This is a genomic window from Salmonella sp. SAL4457, from assembly GCF_046548235.1.
GTDB lineage: Bacteria > Pseudomonadota > Gammaproteobacteria > Enterobacterales > Enterobacteriaceae > Salmonella > Salmonella enterica.
Genome location: NZ_JBGDZO010000008.1, coordinates 124,297 through 143,173, shown reverse-complemented (window position 1 = coordinate 143,173; position 18,877 = coordinate 124,297). Strand labels below are relative to the sequence as shown.

Sequence of the window (18,877 nt, the reverse complement as noted above, 5' to 3'; positions counted from 1 at the left end):
CTCAGAAGTGAAACGCCGTAGCGCCGATGGTAGTGTGGGGTCTCCCCATGCGAGAGTAGGGAACTGCCAGGCATCAATTTAGTGAAGAAGCCCATCCTGACGGACGGGCTTTTTTGCGTGTGTGGTAACTGTAAAAATGTAGGCCTGATAAGCGCAGCGCCATCAGGCAACCGGCACTGCCGGATGGCGGCTCCGCCTTATCCGGCCTACAAGGAACGTGCTTTCTCTAACCACCGCAAAATGAAGACAGAAATCTGCGATACATCATTAAGATCCAAAACGGGTACCGCTACGGCAAGTGGAATATCACTGGCAACCGCAATAACATGCTCATCAAGAATTAATTCCTCCTCGCTGTGCCCACATCCCTGACGAAAAAGTAAGATCTTCGCAACTGCCTCGTGTTTAAACCCTTCTACCAGCACCATATCCAGCTTTGATGCATCCATCCGGCTCACCAGCCATGCCAGATCCAACTCTTCTTGCCCCGGCGTTTCAGTCATTAACGCCCAGCGCTGCTGACTGGCAACCAGCGTCTGTGCCGCCCCGGCCTTACGTAATTCGTAGCTATCTTTACCCGGTTTATCAACATCCATATCATGATGGGTATGCTTAATCAGCCCTGGCCGAATACCGTGCGCACAAAGTGCTGGGATCAGTTTTTTCAGCAGTGTTGTTTTTCCCGTGCCGCTCCACGCGGCAATGGCGAGTAGCGGTATCATGGTCTCTTTTGCCATTGCGCGAGTTCCTCCGGCGTGTTGACGTTCACAAATGCCTCTTTACAATCGCTGAAATCAACGGCGTGTCCGCCTACCTGGCGCATAAAAATCATTACCCGCCGCTCGCCTGCTTGCAAATAAGCTGTCAACTGGGGCTCAACGGCACGATTAATCAACGCGATCGTTGGATGATCGCGCTCTCCATCATGAACCCAAACCACGGGTGCGCCATGACGCTGCGTTGCTAAACGATCGACCAGGTTGTGGGGGATACAGGGATTGTCACAGGGACAAAACAGAAACCAGTCGCTTGCTACCTGCTGAAAAACGGAAAGCATACCCGCCAGCGGACCGGGAAAGTCAGCGATTGAATCCGGAATGACTTTCAGGCCGCTGGCCTGGTAGATATCCAGATGGCGATTAGCACTAATGACGACCGTTGCAAGTTGTGGCGCGAGCGCGTCGGCAACGTGTCGCCAGAGCGGTTTCCCGTTCAGTTCAAGCAGACCTTTATCCGCACCTCCCATCCGCCGGGCTTTACCGCCTGCCAGCACCACGCCGGTTATTACTTCATCCAGATTCACCGATATCGCCTCTTTTATTGTGGGATTGACCCTGCTACCGTGTCTGTATCAAGAATAAGGAGCACAGCTATGAAATGTAAACGCCTGAATGAAGTCATTGAACTCCTCCAGCCAGCCTGGCAGAAAGAGCCTGATCTTAATCTGACGCAATTTTTGCAGAAACTGGCGAAAGAGTCAGGTTTTGACGGCAAACTGGAAGATTTAACTGATGATATCCTGATCTACCATCTGAAAATGCGCGATTCCGCCAAAGACGCCGCCATTCCAGGGATTCAAAAAGACTATGAAGAGGACTTTAAAACGGCGCTTTTACGCGCCCGCGGCGTTATTAAAGAGTAAAACCTTGTAAGCGGCGCCACCGAAATCGCCACGAAATGATATCCTGAATCATTCGTAGTATTTTCCGGATGATGGGATGAACGACAACGCTTTTACTTTCCAGACGCTACACCCGGAAACCATCATGGATGCGCTGTTTGAACAGGGGATCAGGGTGGATTCCGGGCTGACTCCACTAAACAGTTATGAAAACCGCGTCTATCAGTTTCAGGATGAAGACCGTCGACGTTTTGTCGTTAAGTTTTATCGTCCTGAACGCTGGTCTGTTGATCAAATTCGGGAAGAACACCAATTCGCGCTTGAACTGGTGAAGGATGAGGTTCCGGTTGCTGCTCCGCTCGCGTTTAATGGCCAGACACTGTTAGCGCATCAGGGCTATCATTATGCCATTTTCCCCAGCGTAGGCGGTCGTCAGTTTGAAGCAGACAATATCGATCAGATGGAGGCGGTAGGGCGTTATCTTGGCCGATTGCATCAGACGGGGCGAAAACGTCCTTTCACTTTCCGGCCTGACATTGGGCTTGCAGAGTATCTTTTTGAACCTCGCCAGGTATTCGAAGATGCCGCACTGATTCCCTCCGGGCAAAAAGCGGCTTTCCTGAAAGCCACTGATACTCTACTGTCTGCAGTTACCGAATGCTGGCGCACCGATTTCGCCACGCTGCGATTGCACGGCGATTGTCATGCCGGCAACATTCTATGGCGTGATGGACCGCTGTTTGTCGATTTAGATGATGCCCGTAACGGCCCGGCGATACAGGATTTATGGATGCTGCTGAACGGCGACAAAGCCGAACAGCGAATGCAGCTTGAAACCATTATTGAAGCTTATGAAGAAGTTAGTGAGTTCGATACGGCTGAAATTGGTCTCATTGAACCTTTACGCGCCATGCGTTTAGTTTATTATCTTGCCTGGTTGATTCGTCGTTGGGGCGATCCTGCGTTTCCAAAAAACTTTCCCTGGTTAACAGGGGAAGATTACTGGCAGCGACAGACAACGACTTTTATTGAGCAGACTAAAATTTTGCACGAACCCCCTTTACAATTAACGCCAATGTATTAATCGGAGAGAGTTGATCATGAAAAAGATTTGGCTGGCGCTGGCTGGTATGGTTTTAGCTTTTAGCGCCTCGGCAGCACAGATCAGCGACGGTAAACAGTATATCACGCTGGATAAACCGGTCGCTGGCGAACCCCAGGTACTGGAGTTTTTCTCCTTCTACTGCCCACATTGTTATCAGTTTGAAGAAGTGCTTCATGTGTCTGACAATGTGAAGAAAAAGCTGCCGGAAGGCACCAAAATGACCAAGTACCACGTTGAGTTCCTGGGGCCGTTGGGCAAGGAGCTCACCCAGGCATGGGCGGTGGCGATGGCGTTGGGTGTAGAAGATAAAGTCACGGTCCCGCTGTTTGAAGCCGTACAGAAAACCCAGACAGTACAATCTGCCGCGGATATCCGTAAAGTGTTCGTTGATGCGGGCGTCAAGGGCGAAGATTACGATGCGGCATGGAACAGCTTCGTGGTGAAATCACTGGTTGCGCAACAGGAGAAAGCCGCGGCTGACCTGCAACTGCAGGGCGTTCCGGCGATGTTCGTCAATGGCAAATACCAGATTAACCCACAAGGCATGGATACCAGCAGCATGGATGTTTTTGTTCAGCAGTATGCTGATACTGTGAAATATTTGGTTGATAAAAAATAAAAAGAACGCCGGTCACTGACCGGCGTTTTTATAAGATGTTTTAATCTCTTCTATCTGTATATCTTTCTTATCCCACAGCGTATTAAGCCAACGTTGAAAACGGCGTTTGAATGTTTTGTCGTTCACGTAATCGCCGTGCAGTTCTTCATTTATGGATTCCAGTTGCACCCGAACAACAATACGCGTCAGCCTACCGCTTAGCATATCGTAGAAGGGGTGGCGATCGTTGTTTGGGTAACACAACGTAATATTAAGCAGCTTATCGAACTGTGAGCCTAAAACATTAATCGCCATTGCAATACCGGCTGCTTTTGGTGGCAACAGATGTTGATAGGGTGAATGCGTTTGCTGACGTTTCTCATGCGTAAATCGCGAGCCTTCAACAAAGTTAACGATAGTGGTGGGATACCGACGAAACTTCTCGCAAGAGCGGCGAGTTGTTTCAACATCTTTGCCACGTCGATCGGGGTGGCGGAGCAGATAGCTACGAGAGTAGCGCTTCATAAACGGCATATCTAATGCCCAGCACGCCAGGCCGATGAACGGCACCCAGGCCAATTGCTGTTTAAGAAAGTACTTATTCATTGGGATATGCTTGCGGAACAGAACGCAAAGCACAACGATATCGGCCCAGCTGCGGTGATTACAAATCAGTAAATACCAATTTTTCTTGCTCAGCCCTTCTAACCCTTCTACATCCCATTGCAAGTGCGGATTAAGGCGTAACAGCGCTGCAAGACCAGCACACCAGCAATACATCATGAAATTGCAGAAAATGGAGACCTTGCGCCAGATACCGGGAACAGGCAAAAGAAGCTTTACCATACCGGCAACGATGATCGGTACTGAGCAAACAATAGTGACCAGGATGGTCAATACGATACTCAATGGGAGCGTGATAGCCGCGAGTATTCTCGTCATAATAAATTATTCAAAAGTTAGCCATAAACGGTGCGCGAAAAGGGCGCAAGAGGCTGATTCTATCAGAAAACGATGCTAATGATGGCGCTGAGTGAAATAGAAACACTCGTAACAACTATCCACATTATGATAACGGCATGAATCAGATAATCAGAAAAACGTGATGTTAACAACTCATTGAAAATAATGGTTAATTATTAAGGTGAGAAGGCTATCGCGCTGATTTTAAAGTAATGGTAAGAATTTACACACAAAGTTATCCACAGGTTGTTTTGCGAGCGATCCTGAAGATCGACAAAACTTTTCCGCAAATGCGGCGAAAAACTCAAGTTTTCCTCCTGTATGTGGCATCCTTTAACCATAATCTGTTAAACAGGCACGGACATTATGGTTCAGATCCCAGAAAACCCACTTATTCTCGTAGATGGCTCATCCTATCTCTATCGCGCCTATCATGCGTTTCCGCCGTTAACCAACAGCGCGGGAGAACCTACGGGCGCAATGTATGGTGTCCTCAACATGTTGCGCAGCCTGATCATGCAGTATCAGCCGACGCATGCTGCGGTGGTGTTTGACGCCAAAGGAAAAACCTTCCGTGATGAGCTCTTTGAACATTACAAATCGCATCGTCCTCCGATGCCGGATGATCTGCGAGCGCAAATAGAGCCGTTACATGCCATGGTTAAAGCCATGGGGTTACCGCTGCTGGCGGTCTCTGGCGTAGAAGCGGATGACGTTATCGGTACACTGGCGCGAGAAGCGGAGAAGGTGGGGCGTCCGGTATTAATCAGCACCGGCGATAAAGATATGGCACAGTTGGTGACGCCGAATATTACGCTGATCAACACCATGACTAACACCATCCTCGGCCCGGATGAAGTCGTTAATAAGTACGGCGTGCCGCCTGAGCTGATTATCGACTTTCTGGCGCTGATGGGGGACTCCTCGGATAATATTCCAGGCGTGCCAGGCGTGGGTGAGAAGACGGCGCAAGCCTTGCTTCAGGGATTGGGCGGCCTGGATACGCTGTACGCCGAGCCGGAAAAAATTGCCGGTCTCACTTTCCGCGGCGCCAAAACGATGGCCGGTAAATTAGCGCAGAATAAAGACGTAGCGTACCTGTCTTATAAACTCGCCACCATTAAAACGGATGTTGAACTGGAGCTGACCTGCGAACAGCTTGAAGTGCAGCAGCCGATTGCGGATGAACTGCTGGGCCTGTTTAAAAAATATGAGTTTAAGCGCTGGACGGCGGACGTCGAGTCAGGTAAGTGGCTACAGGCAAAGGGCGCGAAACCGGCGGCCAAACCGCAGGAAACGGTCGTTATTGATGAATCGCCCAGCGAACCGGCAGCGGCGCTCTCTTATGAAAATTATGTCACTATTCTGGACGACGTTACGCTGGAAAGCTGGATTGAAAAGCTGAAAAAAGCGCCAGTTTTTGCTTTCGACACGGAGACCGACAGCCTGGATAATATCGCCGCCAACCTGGTGGGCCTCTCGTTTGCCATCGAACCTGGCGTTGCCGCGTATGTACCTGTCGCACATGATTATCTGGACGCTCCGGATCAAATCTCCCGCCAGCGTGCTCTGGAACTGCTGAAGCCGCTGCTGGAAGATGAAAAAGTGCGCAAAGTGGGGCAAAACCTCAAGTACGATCGCGGCGTCTTGCAAAATTACGGTATTGAGCTGCGCGGTATCGCCTTCGATACCATGCTTGAGTCTTACATTCTGAACAGCGTCGCCGGACGCCATGATATGGACAGCTTGTCCGATCGTTGGCTGAAGCACAAAACTATCACCTTTGAAGACATTGCCGGTAAAGGTAAAAACCAGCTCACCTTTAACCAGATCGCACTGGAGGAAGCGGGGCGCTATGCGGCAGAAGATGCGGATGTCACGTTACAGTTGCATCTCAAAATGTGGCCAGAGCTCCAGCAGCACAAAGGCCCGCTGAATGTTTTCGAAAACATCGAAATGCCGCTGGTGCCGGTACTGTCACGCGTTGAGCGCAATGGCGTAAAAATCGATCCTGCCGTCCTGCACAAACATTCGGAAGAAATCACGCTACGTCTGGCGGAACTGGAAAAGAAAGCGCATGACATTGCGGGCGAGGCGTTCAACCTGTCCTCGACGAAGCAGTTGCAGACCATCCTGTTTGAAAAGCAGGGTATTAAGCCGTTGAAGAAAACGCCTGGCGGCGCGCCGTCAACGTCGGAAGAGGTGCTGGAGGAGCTGGCGCTGGACTATCCGCTGCCGAAAGTGATTCTGGAGTATCGTGGTCTGGCGAAGCTAAAATCCACCTATACCGATAAGCTGCCGCTGATGATTAACCCGAAAACCGGGCGCGTCCATACGTCCTATCATCAGGCGGTAACGGCGACGGGACGTTTATCGTCCACCGATCCGAACCTGCAAAATATTCCGGTGCGCAATGAAGAAGGCCGCCGCATTCGTCAGGCATTTATTGCGCCTGAGGATTATCTCATCGTGTCTGCGGACTATTCACAGATTGAGCTGCGTATTATGGCGCATCTTTCCCGTGATAAAGGGCTGCTCACGGCGTTCGCCGAAGGGAAAGATATTCACCGCGCAACGGCGGCGGAAGTCTTTGGCTTGCCGCTGGATAGCGTGACCGGGGAACAGCGCCGAAGTGCGAAAGCCATTAACTTTGGCCTGATTTACGGGATGAGCGCCTTCGGTCTTTCTCGCCAGCTTAATATTCCGCGTAAAGAGGCGCAGAAGTATATGGATCTCTACTTCGAACGCTATCCTGGCGTGCTGGAATATATGGAGCGCACCCGCGCTCAGGCAAAAGAACAAGGCTATGTGGAAACTCTGGAGGGGCGCCGCCTTTACCTGCCGGATATTAAATCCAGCAACGCGGCGCGGCGCGCGGGGGCGGAACGCGCGGCGATCAATGCTCCCATGCAAGGAACGGCTGCCGATATCATCAAGCGCGCCATGATTGCCGTCGATGCCTGGCTACAGGCCGAGCAGCCACGCGTGCGGATGATTATGCAGGTACACGATGAATTAGTGTTCGAGGTGCATAAAGACGACTTAGATGCGGTAGCAAAACGTATCCATCAGTTGATGGAAAACTGCACGCGTATTGATGTGCCGTTGCTGGTGGAAGTCGGTAGCGGAGAAAATTGGGATCAAGCGCACTAAGCATTTAAGGAATAACGCGCTTTTTTCGTAATTAAGCAACATAAGCACGGGGGTTTTGTGATGGGTATTAGAATTCCCTATGTAAAGAATGAAAAAAAATTACGAAAAGGTCTTTCTGTGTTGCTCAAAAAAGAGTAAAGTTATTCGCGTAGGGTACAGAGGTAAGATGTTCTATCTTTCAGACCTTTTACTTCACGTAATCGGATTTGGCTGAATATTTTAGCCGCCCCAGTCAGTTTATGACTGGGGCGTTTTTTATTGTGCGCAAGAAAAGTTTCGCTCACACCGTAGGCCGGATAAGACGTGCAGCGGCGCCATCCGGCATAGCGGGTGATTATTCCCCGTCCTGAATCTCTTCGACCGGTGCCAGTTCACTAAACCAGCTATCCAGTTTCTGACGTAACTTATCCACTCCCTGCTTTTTCAGCGAGGAAAACGCTTCTACCTGCACATCGCCATTAAAAGCCAGCACGGCTTCACGTACCATATTCAACTGCGCCTTGCGCGCGCCGCTGGCCAGTTTGTCCGCTTTGGTCAGCAGAACCAGAACCTGGATATTGCTCTCTACAGCCCACTGGATCATCTGTTGGTCGAGGTCTTTCAACGGATGGCGGATATCCATTAAAACGACTAAGCCCTGTAGGCTTTGACGTTTCTCCAGATATTCCCCCAGCGCGCGTTGCCACTTGCGTTTCATCTCTTCCGGGACTTCCGCGTAGCCATAGCCCGGCAGGTCGACCAACCGTTTGCCATCTACGACTTCAAACAGGTTAATCAATTGGGTACGGCCCGGCGTTTTAGAGGTGCGCGCCAGGCTTTTTTGGTTGGTCAATGTGTTCAGGGCGCTGGATTTGCCTGCATTGGAACGGCCAGCAAAAGCCACTTCAATTCCGCAATCGGAAGGTAAATGGCGAATATCAGGCGCACTCATCACAAAATGCGTCTGTTGATAATTCAGGTTAGTCAAAGCGGTCGTCTCCGTCAGTCAAAGCATTGTGGCGATTATACCTGAACGCCAGCAAAAGACGGATTTTTCGGCGCGTCGGTGCTGTAAGCAAAAGCCATACGCTTTGTGAGACATTGTCCATTGCACTTATGCGACATGACAGAGTCGTTGTCACGCTAAAAGCCAGTTAATATAGTTAAATCATGAATTTATAGAAAGGTAATTGTCTGAAAAAAAGGGATTTGCCGTGTCGGTATCTTGTGAGTTTACCCCAAAAGAGTAAAGTAATGCACATAGCGAGGACGCTAACAGGATCAACGACTCAGGATGAGGGTCAGGAGCGCCAGGAGGCGAAGACACAGGATTGTCAGGAAGACAAACGTCCGGAGACGTTAGTAAAAGGAAATGGAAACAACATGGAATGTTCCAGGCTAAGGGAAAAACAGGGCGTGTTGATAGCCAACAGGGATGGTGGAACCCGTTAAGGGTCGTGAGTCAAGAAAAAAGGCGGCAGATTACTCTGTCGCCTTTTTTCTTTGCTTGCTTTCTGCTAGATTCCGCCTCAATTCTATACTGAATAAAACGGCTTAAAGATCTGACATCATGAAAAAACCAACCTCTGCACCGCGCAGTAAAGCCTTTGGCAAACAGCGTCGTAAAACGCGTGAAGAGTTAAACCAGGAGGCGCGCGACCGTAAACGCCTGAAAAAACATCGCGGTCATGCGCCGGGAAGTCGCGCGGCGGGCGGCAATTCCGCTTCGGGCGGCGGCAATCAGAATCAACAAAAAGATCCACGTATTGGCAGTAAAACACCTGTTCCATTGGGCGTGACTGAAAAAGTGACCCAACAGCATAAACCGAAAAGTGAGAAACCTATGCTTTCACCGCAGGCGGAGTTGGATTTACTGGAAACGGATGAGCGCCTGGATGCGCTGTTAGAACGTCTGGAAGCGGGCGAAACCCTGAGTGCGGAAGATCAAGCCTGGGTAGATGCCAAACTGGATCGTATTGATGAACTGATGCAGAAGCTTGGTCTGTCTTACGATGACGACGAAGAAGACGACGAAGAGGACGAGAAGCAGGAAGATATGATGCGCCTGCTAAGAGGCGGCAACTAACGGGTTTACACCGTGGGCTTGCCCGTCCTGCTTATAACCCTTCCGGTTATATGTTATCTGGTGTGGTTATTCGTTAAACTACAGCGATTGTCGCGGCGACAGAAATGGCTGCGCAGCCGGCTTGCCGCCCGTCATGGCGTGAAGCCGGTACGCCGTACCCGCCAGAGACGCCATCGGAAGGAGTGAGCATGTCTGAACAGCAAATAGACTGGGATCTGGCCCTGATCCAGAAATATAACTATTCCGGGCCACGATATACCTCGTACCCAACCGCGCTGGAGTTTTCTGAAGACTTCGAGGACGCCGCATTCTTGCAGGCTGTGGCGCGTTATCCTGAACGTCCGCTCTCGCTGTATGTGCATATCCCGTTTTGTCACAAGTTGTGTTATTTCTGCGGCTGCAACAAGATTGTCACCCGCCAACAGCATAAAGCTGACCAGTATCTTGACGCGCTTGAGCAGGAAATTCGCCATCGCGCGCCGCTGTTTGCAGACCGTCATGTCAGCCAGCTTCACTGGGGCGGCGGTACGCCTACTTACCTGAATAAAGCGCAAATCAGCCGCTTAATGACGCTGTTGCGTGAAAATTTCCACTTTAATACTGACGCGGAAATCTCGATCGAAGTCGATCCCCGTGAAATTGAGCTGGATGTGCTCGATCATTTACGTGCGGAAGGTTTTAACCGCCTGAGTATGGGCGTGCAGGACTTTAATAAAGAGGTGCAGCGCCTGGTTAACCGCGAGCAGGATGAAGAATTCATCTTTGCGCTGCTTAATCACGCCCGCGATATCGGCTTTACCTCGACCAATATCGATTTGATCTACGGTCTACCGAAACAGACGCCGGAAAGCTTCGCTTTCACGCTGAAGCGTGTGACGGAGCTGAACCCCGATCGTTTGAGCGTCTTTAACTATGCGCATCTGCCAACGCTTTTTGCCGCCCAGCGTAAAATTAAAGATGCCGATTTACCCAGTGCGCAGCAGAAACTGGATATTTTGCAGGAGACCATCGTATCGCTTACTCAGGCCGGTTATCAGTTTATCGGGATGGACCATTTTGCCCGTCCGGACGACGAACTGGCCGTCGCGCAGCGCGAAGGCGTGCTGCACCGTAATTTTCAGGGCTATACGACCCAGGGCGATACCGATCTGCTGGGGATGGGGGTTTCTGCTATCAGCATGATTGGCGATGGCTACATGCAGAACCAGAAAGAGCTGAAGCGTTATTACCAGCAAGTGGATGAGCGGGGCAATGCGCTATGGCGTGGTATTACGCTGACCCGTGATGATTGCATTCGTCGCGATGTTATCAAGGCGCTGATTTGTAACTTCCGCCTGGATTTTAACGCTGTCGAACAGCAGTGGGGTTTGCATTTCGCTGAGTATTTTGCCGAAGATTTGCAGTTACTGTCGCCGCTGGCGAAAGATGGGCTGGTGGATATTAGCGAGAAGGGAATTCAGGTGACGGCGAAAGGTCGTTTGCTGATCCGCAATATCTGCATGTGCTTTGACGCGTATCTGCGCCAGAAAGCGCGGATGCAGCAGTTCTCGCGCGTCATTTAGCCGGGTTGCCCGGTGGCGCTGCGCTTACCAGGCCTACACGTTGCGACAACCTGTAGGCCGGATAAGCATTAGCGCCATCCGGCACATTGTCAGCTGAACAGTCCCACCAGCGCGGCACACAACACGGCGGCTAGCGCAGTTTGTGGCGTGTGGCTGTCGACCGCTCCACTCGATACCAGATTAATAATAGATTCTAACATAATGAATCCCCCCGTTTGCCGGGCATGATCATACTGAACTCATCGGAACAGTAAAGCGCAAAATAGCAGCGTTTTGCGCTCAATTATTAATCTTTACACTCGCGGGTAATGTTTACTCCATTCCCAGCTCTTTCAACTTCCGCGTTAGGGTGTTTCGCCCCCAACCGAGCAGCCTGGCGGCTTCCTGTTTATGACCCTGCGTATGGCGTAATGCCGTGGTCAGTAGCGTTCTCTCCAGTTCTGGCTGCGCTTCAGAAAGCAGGTTTTGATGACCGGATCGCAAGGCGCGGTCCGCCCATTGTGCCAGTAATGTAGCCCAGCTATCCGGCGGCAGGTGGGACGGGCTATCCGGCGTCGAGGCTTCAAACAGTTCGCCCGGTAAATCCTGGATCAATACCTCCTGTCCGGCGGCCATGACGGTGAGCCAGCGGCAGGTATTTTCTAACTGACGCACGTTACCAGGCCATGCCAGGCGCGTTAACGCCGTTTCGGTTTCCGGATGTAATAATTTGGCTTCCACACCTAATTCACGGGCGGCGACCTGCAAAAAATGGCGCGCCAGGCGCGGAATATCCTCACGGCGCTCGCGCAACGGCGGAAGATGGATACGAATCACGTTCAGGCGGTGGAACAGGTCTTCGCGGAATTTCCCTTCCTGAACGCGTCGTTCGAGGTTCTGGTGGGTGGCGGCGATAATGCGCACATCCACTTTTACCGGCGCGTACCCGCCCACGCGGTAGAACTGTCCGTCAGCCAGCACGCGTAACAGACGAGTCTGGACATCCAGCGGCATATCGCCAATTTCGTCCAGAAACAGCGTGCCGCCGTCAGCCTGCTCGAAACGGCCCTGCCGGATGGTATTCGCCCCGGTAAAAGCGCCTTTCTCATGGCCAAACAGTTCGGATTCAATCAAATCTTTCGGGATGGCCGCCATATTGAGCGCGATAAACGGCGCTTTGGCGCGTGGGCTATGGCGATGTAGCGCATGGGCGACCAGTTCTTTACCGGTTCCTGATTCGCCGTTAATCAGCACGCTAATCGAAGAACGCGACAGCCGACCAATAATGCGAAACACATCCTGCATGGCGGGCGCTTCGCCTATCATGTCTGTTGTCGGGCCGTTAACCTCGATATTACGCGGCTGCTGCTGCTCCTGATAGTGGCTAATCGCGCGCTCGACCAGAGCGACGGCTTCATCAATATCAAACGGTTTAGGCAGATAATCAAACGCCCCCTGCTGATAGGCGCTCACGGCGGCATCTAAATCGGAATGCGCGGTCATAATGATGACCGGAAGCATCGGGTGACGCTGTTTAATCTGCTTTAATAGCGCCAGCCCGTCCATTCCCGGCATTCGGATATCCGACAGCAAGACGTCCGGCGTTTTACTGGCCAGCGCAGCCAGTACTTCATTACCATTCTCAAAGGTGGTACAGGTCAACCCTGCCCCGGCGAGAGCACGCTCAAGCACCCAACGGATGGAACTATCATCATCGACGACCCAGACTATTCCTCGTTGCATAAACACCTCTATTTCCGAATCGGCAGGTAAACCGAAAACTCGGTATGCCCCGGCCAACTGGTAAATTCAATTTTGCCGGCGTGTTGATCGATAAGATTGCGGGCGATAGATAACCCAAGCCCGGTGCCGCCTTCGCGACCGCTGACCATCGGGTAGAACAGCGTATCCTGTAAATGGGGAGGAATGCCCGGCCCATTGTCTTCAACGTCTATACGCGCCGCCAGGCGATAGCGTTCGCCATGCAGCGTTAACTGGAAGGCGGTACGGGTACGCAGCGTAATTTCGCCGCCTTCCGGCCCCAGCGCCTGCAAGGCATTGCGGACAATATTCAGCAGTACTTGCTCAATTTGTTCCGGGTCGTGCGGCAGTTCTGGCAAACTGGGGTCATAATCGCGGATAAGCCGGACATTATCCGGCAGTTCCATCGACACCAGCGCCACCACGCGCTCCGCGACTTTATGTATGCTCTCGGTAATGTGCATTCCCGGGTGCTGCGGCCCCAGCAAACGATCGACAAGGTTGCGTAGCCTGTCGGCCTGTTCAATGATGACTTTGGTATATTCCGTTAGCGCCGGGTCGGGCAGCGCCTTGCTGAGTAGCTGCGCCGCGCCGCGCAGGCCGCCGAGCGGATTTTTGATTTCGTGCGCCAGACCGCGCACCAGATCGCGGGCGGCGATTTGCTGCGCGTGCTGCAACTGCTCCTGACTCAGACGACGCTGGTTATCCATCGGCGCCATTTCGAGCAGTATAAAATCGTCGGGCAGACGTTGGGCGGTCAAAGAGAGAATATGCGAGCGACTATCAATCACCAGCGTCACTTCGTTATCGGTAAAGCCTTGCCCTGCCGCTAAACTTTCGCGCATCAGGTCAATGTTTAACGAAAAATAGCTCAACAGTTCAGGTAACGGCGTCCCGAACAGTTTGCGTGAGCTTTGCGCGAGCAACTGCTGCGCGGCAGGATTGGCGTAATGGATTGCCAGCGCGTCGTCGACCACCAGCACGCTGTTGATTAACGAATTGAGGATCTGCCCAGCATCGGGCTGTATGCCGCTTGCCATTCAGCAGTCTCCTGGAAAAGGTTGCACCATTTTAGTGCATTATAGCTTTTTACCACTAAAAAGCGCGTGAGATCAGATTGTTGGTGGAGAAAAAAGCCCATCCTGGGATGGGCTGAAAGTTTCCACGGCAACTCAAAAACTCCTGACGCCTTTCACGCTGCTGCTGCGTTGGCTGCCTTCGCTTACCCCAGTCACATCGCTATCTATGCTCCTGGGGATGTGCTCAGTTGCTGCCTTGCAGCAACGCGAAATTTGTCGGATTTTTAATATACGATTAAACGCTGTAGTACAGCTCAAACTCTACCGGGTGCGGGGTCATACGCACGCGGTCATCTTCTTCGCGACGCAGCGCAATATACGCATCGATCGCTTCATCAGTGAACACGCCGCCTGCTTTCAGGAACTCGCGGTCCAGGTCCAGCGCGTTCAGCGCTTCTTCCAGAGAACCCGCTACCTGTGGGATCTCTTTCGCTTCTTCCGGCGGCAGGTCATACAGGTTTTTGTCCATGGCTTCGCCCGGGTGAATCTTATTCTTAATCCCGTCCAGACCGGCCATCAGCAGGGCGGCAAAGCACAGATACGGGTTAGCCGCCGGGTCCGGGAAGCGAACTTCGATACGGCGCGCTTTCGGAGACGCCACCACCGGAATACGGATGGAGGCGGAACGGTTACGGGCGGAGTAGGCCAGCATCACCGGCGCTTCGTAACCCGGGACCAGACGCTTGTAGGAGTTGGTGGTCGGGTTCGCCAGGGCGTTGATGGCTTTGGCGTGTTTGATGACGCCGCCGATGTAGTACAGCGCTTGTTCAGACAGGCCGGCATATTTGTCGCCAGAGAACAGGTTGGTGCCGTTCTTCGCCAGAGACATGTGGCAGTGCATACCGGAACCGTTATCGCCGAACATCGGTTTTGGCATAAAGGTCGCGGTCTTACCGAAGCGGTGAGCCACGTTATGCACGACATATTTGTAAATCTGAATTTCGTCGGCTTTTTTGGTCATGGTGTTAAAGCGGGTCGCCACTTCGTTCTGACCTGCGGTCGCTACTTCGTGGTGGTGCGCTTCAACGACCAGGCCCATCTGCTCCATGACCAGACACATTTCAGAACGGATATCCTGCGCGGAGTCAACTGGCGGAACCGGGAAATAACCGCCTTTCACGCCCGGACGATGGCCTTTGTTGCCGCCTTCGTACTTGGTAGAGGAGTTCCAGGCGCCTTCAATATCGTCAATTGCCACATGTGAGCCGGAGATAGATGCGCCGAAGCGGATGTCGTCGAACAGGAAGAATTCAGGTTCCGGCCCAAACAGGACGGTATCGGCGATACCGGTCGCGCGCAGGTAGTCTTCCGCACGTTTTGCGATGGAACGTGGGTCACGGTCATAACCTTGCAGAGTGCCAGGCTCCAGGATGTCGCAACGGATAATCAGGGTAGAGTCCGCGAAGAACGGGTCAATCACTGCGGTGGATGCGTCTGGCATCAGCACCATGTCGGATTCGTTAATGCCTTTCCAGCCGCCGATAGAGGAGCCGTCAAACATTTTGCCTTCTTCAAAGAATTCGGCATTTACCTGATGAGCAGGAATCGTGACGTGCTGTTCTTTGCCTTTGGTATCGGTGAAGCGCAGATCGACAAACTTCACTTCGTGCTCGTTCAGCATCGTCAAAACGTGTTCAGCGGACATACTTGTACTCTCCCGGATTGGTCATGGTCGGTCGTCGTGGTAACGAGATCTTCAATTCTGCTGGCCGTGTCGCCGTAAAAATATAAAGCGAAATCTGTGCCAACTTTCACATTGCCCCCAAAAGGCGTTATCATGCGCACCATCGTGCAAAAGGGCTGCACCACGGTGACTATGTTGCACCAAAATAGTGCTTCAATGTGAACATTAAGCACCACATTGGTGCAATAGAACGCAAGCCACCCTTTTAACGCTCCGTGAAAGCGATCACAAAGAGACTCTGCAATACTTGTTTGCGGAGGATGTTTGTGATCCTGTTTTGTAGTGCGATTAATCCGTGTACAATAACGCGCTATTTCTAATGCCTGAGGCAAAGTTGTGATCGAAAATTTGCGTAACATCGCCATCATCGCGCACGTTGACCATGGTAAAACTACCCTGGTTGATAAGCTGCTCCAGCAATCCGGTACGTTCGACGCGCGTGCCGAAACTCAAGAGCGAGTGATGGACTCCAACGATTTGGAGAAAGAGCGTGGTATTACTATCCTCGCTAAAAACACCGCTATTAAATGGAATGATTACCGTATCAACATCGTTGATACTCCCGGGCACGCTGACTTCGGTGGTGAAGTAGAGCGCGTCATGTCCATGGTTGACTCTGTGCTGCTGGTGGTTGACGCATTTGACGGCCCGATGCCGCAAACGCGCTTCGTGACCAAAAAAGCCTTTGCTCATGGCCTGAAACCCATTGTGGTTATCAACAAAGTTGACCGTCCTGGCGCGCGCCCTGACTGGGTTGTTGACCAGGTATTCGACCTGTTTGTTAACCTCGACGCGACCGACGAACAGCTGGACTTCCCGATCATCTACGCTTCGGCGCTGAACGGTATCGCGGGTCTGGACCACGAAGATATGGCGGAAGACATGACCCCGCTATATCAGGCGATCGTTGATCATGTTCCGGCGCCGGACGTTGACCTCGATGGTCCGTTGCAGATGCAGATCTCCCAGCTGGACTACAACAACTATGTTGGCGTTATCGGCATTGGCCGTATCAAACGCGGCAAAGTGAAGCCGAACCAGCAGGTCACTATCATCGATAGTGAAGGGAAAACCCGTAACGCGAAAGTAGGTAAAGTGCTGACGCATCTGGGTCTGGAGCGTATCGACAGCGATATCGCCGAAGCGGGCGATATCATTGCGATCACCGGTCTGGGCGAGCTGAACATTTCCGACACCATCTGCGACCCGCAGAACGTTGAAGCGCTGCCGGCGCTGTCCGTTGATGAGCCGACCGTGTCTATGTTCTTCTGCGTTAACACCTCGCCGTTCTGCGGTAAAGAAGGTAAGTTTGTGACTTCGCGTCAGATTCTTGACCGTCTGAACAAAGAGCTGGTGCATAACGTGGCGCTGCGCGTTGAAGAAACCGAAGATGCGGATGCGTTCCGTGTATCCGGTCGTGGCGAACTGCACCTGTCCGTGCTGATTGAAAATATGCGTCGTGAAGGTTTCGAACTGGCGGTTTCCCGTCCGAAAGTTATCTTCCGTGAAATCGACGGTCGTAAACAAGAGCCGTACGAAAACGTGACGCTGGACGTCGAAGAGCAGCACCAGGGGTCTGTCATGCAGGCGCTGGGCGAGCGTAAAGGCGACCTGAAAAACATGAATCCGGACGGTAAAGGCCGCGTACGTCTCGACTACGTGATCCCAAGCCGTGGGCTGATTGGTTTCCGTTCAGAATTCATGACCATGACTTCCGGCACGGGTCTGCTGTACTCCACCTTCAGCCATTACGACGATATTCGTCCGGGTGAAGTGGGCCAGCGTCAGAACGGCGTACTGATCTCCAACGGTCAGGGTAAAGCGGTGGCGTTTGCGCTGTTCGGTTTGCAGGATCGCGGTAAGCTGTTCCTGGGTCACGGCGCGGAAGTTTATGAAGGCCAGATTATTGGTATTCACAGTCGCTCCAACGACCTGACGGTAAACTGCCTGACCGGTAAGAAACTGACCAACATGCGTGCGTCCGGTACGGATGAAGCGGTGATTCTGGTTCCGCCAATTAAAATGAGCCTTGAGCAAGCGCTGGAGTTCATTGATGACGACGAACTGGTAGAAGTCACCCCAACCTCTATCCGTATCCGTAAACGTCACCTGACGGAAAACGATCGCCGCCGTGCGAACCGTGGTCAGAAAGAAGAGTAATTAACGTTCTTACGGATAAAAACCCTGCCGAAATGAAAACTCGGCGGGGTTTTTTTATTCACATTGATAAAGGGATAAGGTTGCCAAAAAATCAGCAATCGCTGGCGTATTATGCCGACCAATGACAATGGTCAGTGAGCGAAGCTTTGGCAGATCTTCATCGGTTAAAATCAAATTAATGAGCTGTTCCTGGGTTAATTCATTGTCCCAATCAATATTAAATCGCTTATTCATTTGTTTCCCTTCTCTATAAGCATGAATATGGTAAAACGCTTTGCGAATATTATCATGGCGCTTAGAGACGGGATATCGGGAGTCTGATTCAGGATGAATGAGCGGGCAGAACAACTACCCGCTGTGATGCAGATTCGGAAAATAGAGGCGATAATATCAGAAGAAATACTTCGCCCCGATACGAATCTGGTTTTGCTCTCTATGGTAGGGGCCCACGTTACGATCTAACCAGCGTAATTCAAAATAGGGCAACCAGTGTTCATTGATACGATAACGGAAGGTATTGGTGATTTCCCAATGATGCTTCGTACCATTACTACTATTAAAATCATTAATATTATAAAAATAGTGTGGTTCAAAGGTATAAGAAAATTTATCGGTAATGATGAAATTCCAATAGTTACCGATTTCATAGCTGTCATTATTATCCAGTTCGCCATTCAAATCGGTTGAACTATAATTATTGTGATTATATCGGTTACGTACCGTAAGATTAAACCACGGGGTAAATTTATAGTTAACATCCAGATAGACGGCGCCGCCGGAACCAATGCTTTTGTCGTTTATTAACCCGCCAGGCTGGATGGTTAATTTATCTGTAGGTTTAAATAACGGATACCAGCCCTCAATCTCATTATAACCGTGCTTTAATTCATCATCACGCTGTAGCGTATAGGTATTGGTCAACATAATTCCGGCCCCCATATCGGAGTTATAGCCGACGCGCAGCATAAACTCCATTTGGTCAGACGCCAGGTTATAGGCCTCACGGTTTTCTACATAAGCGCCAGCAAAAACAGAGGTGGATATTACTGAAGTTAATATCACTAGAGTATTCAGAGATTTCATAATAAATCCATTTTTCAAATATAGGGAAGCCGCCATCCATCGGGATGGATAAAGCGGCAAGCGT

Annotated in this window: 17 protein-coding genes and 2 pseudogenes; 8 read left to right on the top strand and 11 right to left on the bottom strand. The window is 51.4% G+C overall.

Annotated elements, in window-relative coordinates:
* Nucleotides 1-206: 206 nt before the first annotated feature.
* Both mobB and mobA read right to left on the bottom strand, forming a co-directional pair.
* On the bottom strand, nt 207-722 hold the full coding sequence (mobB, locus tag ACLJNW_RS20820) for a molybdopterin-guanine dinucleotide biosynthesis protein MobB (protein ID WP_072102867.1): 516 nt from the start codon (nt 720-722) through the stop codon (nt 207-209).
* Nucleotides 719-1,303, bottom strand: coding sequence for a molybdenum cofactor guanylyltransferase MobA (mobA, locus tag ACLJNW_RS20815; RefSeq protein WP_023203730.1), 585 nt, complete (start codon nt 1,301-1,303; stop codon nt 719-721). Before mobA ends, mobB begins: the two co-directional genes overlap by 4 nt.
* A 69-nt stretch (nt 1,304-1,372) precedes the next feature.
* Here mobA and ACLJNW_RS20810 point away from each other — a divergent pair, with 69 nt between their 5' ends.
* From ACLJNW_RS20810 to dsbA, 3 genes are all read left to right on the top strand, one after another.
* Nucleotides 1,373-1,642, top strand: a complete 270-nt coding sequence (locus ACLJNW_RS20810) for a YihD family protein (RefSeq protein ID WP_000649858.1) — start codon at nt 1,373-1,375, stop codon at nt 1,640-1,642.
* Between the two features lie 76 nt (nt 1,643-1,718).
* Nucleotides 1,719-2,705 carry a serine/threonine protein kinase gene (locus ACLJNW_RS20805; protein ID WP_000999264.1) on the top strand — a complete coding sequence of 329 codons (987 nt, stop codon included), beginning with the start codon at nt 1,719-1,721 and terminating at the stop codon, nt 2,703-2,705.
* A gap of 16 nt (nt 2,706-2,721) precedes the next feature.
* Entirely contained in the window at nt 2,722-3,345 is a 624-nt protein-coding gene (gene dsbA, locus ACLJNW_RS20800) for a thiol:disulfide interchange protein DsbA (RefSeq protein ID WP_000725364.1), read from the top strand.
* Nucleotides 3,346-3,357: 12 nt separating this feature from the next.
* On the opposite strand, the gene ACLJNW_RS20795 is transcribed toward dsbA, so the two are convergent.
* Complete coding sequence (locus ACLJNW_RS20795) at nt 3,358-4,266, bottom strand: acyltransferase (protein ID WP_000196903.1); 909 nt, start codon at nt 4,264-4,266, stop codon at nt 3,358-3,360.
* A gap of 387 nt (nt 4,267-4,653) precedes the next feature.
* On the opposite strand from ACLJNW_RS20795, the gene polA reads away from it, so the two are divergent.
* Nucleotides 4,654-7,440 (top strand): DNA polymerase I, encoded by a 2,787-nt coding sequence (gene polA, locus ACLJNW_RS20790; RefSeq protein ID WP_000249972.1) that lies wholly within the window; start codon nt 4,654-4,656, stop codon nt 7,438-7,440.
* Between the two features lie 334 nt (nt 7,441-7,774).
* Here polA and yihA read toward each other — a convergent pair whose 3' ends face one another.
* Nucleotides 7,775-8,407: a ribosome biogenesis GTP-binding protein YihA/YsxC gene (yihA, locus tag ACLJNW_RS20785; RefSeq protein ID WP_000183327.1), complete on the bottom strand. Its 633-nt coding sequence runs from the start codon at nt 8,405-8,407 to the stop codon at nt 7,775-7,777.
* A 239-nt stretch (nt 8,408-8,646) separates the two neighbouring features.
* Between yihA and ACLJNW_RS20780 the strand changes: the two genes are divergently transcribed.
* The 3 genes from ACLJNW_RS20780 (at nt 8,647) to hemN (ending at nt 11,067) form a co-directional block, all read left to right on the top strand.
* A complete protein-coding gene (locus tag ACLJNW_RS20780) occupies nt 8,647-8,871 on the top strand; it encodes a hypothetical protein (RefSeq protein WP_001541209.1) in 225 nt (74 codons plus the stop codon).
* 118 nt (nt 8,872-8,989) lie between these two features.
* Nucleotides 8,990-9,505 carry a Der GTPase-activating protein YihI gene (yihI, locus tag ACLJNW_RS20775; protein WP_000743292.1) on the top strand — a complete coding sequence of 172 codons (516 nt, stop codon included), beginning with the start codon at nt 8,990-8,992 and terminating at the stop codon, nt 9,503-9,505.
* 188 nt (nt 9,506-9,693) lie between these two features.
* Nucleotides 9,694-11,067, top strand: coding sequence for an oxygen-independent coproporphyrinogen III oxidase (gene hemN, locus ACLJNW_RS20770; RefSeq protein WP_000003520.1), 1,374 nt, complete (start codon nt 9,694-9,696; stop codon nt 11,065-11,067).
* Between the two features lie 89 nt (nt 11,068-11,156).
* On the opposite strand, the gene ACLJNW_RS20765 is transcribed toward hemN, so the two are convergent.
* The 4 genes from ACLJNW_RS20765 to glnA all read right to left on the bottom strand — a co-directional run bounded on the left by ACLJNW_RS20765 (nt 11,157) and on the right by glnA (nt 15,531).
* Nucleotides 11,157-11,267 carry a YshB family small membrane protein gene (locus ACLJNW_RS20765; protein ID WP_001578131.1) on the bottom strand — a complete coding sequence of 37 codons (111 nt, stop codon included), beginning with the start codon at nt 11,265-11,267 and terminating at the stop codon, nt 11,157-11,159.
* 112 nt (nt 11,268-11,379) lie between these two features.
* Nucleotides 11,380-12,789, bottom strand: coding sequence for a nitrogen regulation protein NR(I) (glnG, locus tag ACLJNW_RS20760; RefSeq protein WP_001188783.1), 1,410 nt, complete (start codon nt 12,787-12,789; stop codon nt 11,380-11,382).
* An 8-nt stretch (nt 12,790-12,797) separates the two neighbouring features.
* Nucleotides 12,798-13,847 (bottom strand): nitrogen regulation protein NR(II), encoded by a 1,050-nt coding sequence (glnL, locus tag ACLJNW_RS20755; RefSeq protein WP_000146194.1) that lies wholly within the window; start codon nt 13,845-13,847, stop codon nt 12,798-12,800.
* A 274-nt stretch (nt 13,848-14,121) separates the two neighbouring features.
* Nucleotides 14,122-15,531: a glutamate--ammonia ligase gene (gene glnA, locus ACLJNW_RS20750; RefSeq protein WP_001271699.1), complete on the bottom strand. Its 1,410-nt coding sequence runs from the start codon at nt 15,529-15,531 to the stop codon at nt 14,122-14,124.
* 375 nt (nt 15,532-15,906) lie between these two features.
* Between glnA and typA the strand changes: the two genes are divergently transcribed.
* Nucleotides 15,907-17,730, top strand: a complete 1,824-nt coding sequence (typA, locus tag ACLJNW_RS20745; RefSeq protein ID WP_000572064.1) for a ribosome-dependent GTPase TypA — start codon at nt 15,907-15,909, stop codon at nt 17,728-17,730.
* A gap of 54 nt (nt 17,731-17,784) precedes the next feature.
* On the opposite strand, the pseudogene ACLJNW_RS20740 reads toward typA, so the two are convergent.
* The 3 genes and pseudogenes from ACLJNW_RS20740 to ompL form a co-directional block, all read right to left on the bottom strand.
* Nucleotides 17,785-17,856, bottom strand: a pseudogene (locus ACLJNW_RS20740) (hypothetical protein); the annotation flags it as partial.
* Nucleotides 17,857-17,964, bottom strand: a pseudogene (locus ACLJNW_RS20735) (cytoplasmic protein); the annotation flags it as partial.
* A gap of 156 nt (nt 17,965-18,120) precedes the next feature.
* Nucleotides 18,121-18,813, bottom strand: coding sequence for a porin OmpL (ompL, locus tag ACLJNW_RS20730; protein WP_000838827.1), 693 nt, complete (start codon nt 18,811-18,813; stop codon nt 18,121-18,123).
* Nucleotides 18,814-18,877: the final 64 nt, after the last annotated feature.

Coding starts and splice junctions, on each gene's coding strand:
- mobB (WP_072102867.1), bottom strand. CDS start 722: ATGATACCGCTACTCGCCATTGCCGCGTGGAGCGGCACGGGAAAAACA.
- ACLJNW_RS20810 (WP_000649858.1), top strand. CDS start 1,373: ATGAAATGTAAACGCCTGAATGAAGTCATTGAACTCCTCCAGCCAGCC.
- ACLJNW_RS20805 (WP_000999264.1), top strand. CDS start 1,719: ATGAACGACAACGCTTTTACTTTCCAGACGCTACACCCGGAAACCATC.
- dsbA (WP_000725364.1), top strand. CDS start 2,722: ATGAAAAAGATTTGGCTGGCGCTGGCTGGTATGGTTTTAGCTTTTAGC.
- ACLJNW_RS20795 (WP_000196903.1), bottom strand. CDS start 4,266: ATGACGAGAATACTCGCGGCTATCACGCTCCCATTGAGTATCGTATTG.
- polA (WP_000249972.1), top strand. CDS start 4,654: ATGGTTCAGATCCCAGAAAACCCACTTATTCTCGTAGATGGCTCATCC.
- yihI (WP_000743292.1), top strand. CDS start 8,990: ATGAAAAAACCAACCTCTGCACCGCGCAGTAAAGCCTTTGGCAAACAG.
- hemN (WP_000003520.1), top strand. CDS start 9,694: ATGTCTGAACAGCAAATAGACTGGGATCTGGCCCTGATCCAGAAATAT.
- ACLJNW_RS20765 (WP_001578131.1), bottom strand. CDS start 11,267: ATGTTAGAATCTATTATTAATCTGGTATCGAGTGGAGCGGTCGACAGC.
- glnG (WP_001188783.1), bottom strand. CDS start 12,789: ATGCAACGAGGAATAGTCTGGGTCGTCGATGATGATAGTTCCATCCGT.
- glnL (WP_000146194.1), bottom strand. CDS start 13,847: ATGGCAAGCGGCATACAGCCCGATGCTGGGCAGATCCTCAATTCGTTA.
- glnA (WP_001271699.1), bottom strand. CDS start 15,531: ATGTCCGCTGAACACGTTTTGACGATGCTGAACGAGCACGAAGTGAAG.
- ompL (WP_000838827.1), bottom strand. CDS start 18,813: ATGAAATCTCTGAATACTCTAGTGATATTAACTTCAGTAATATCCACC.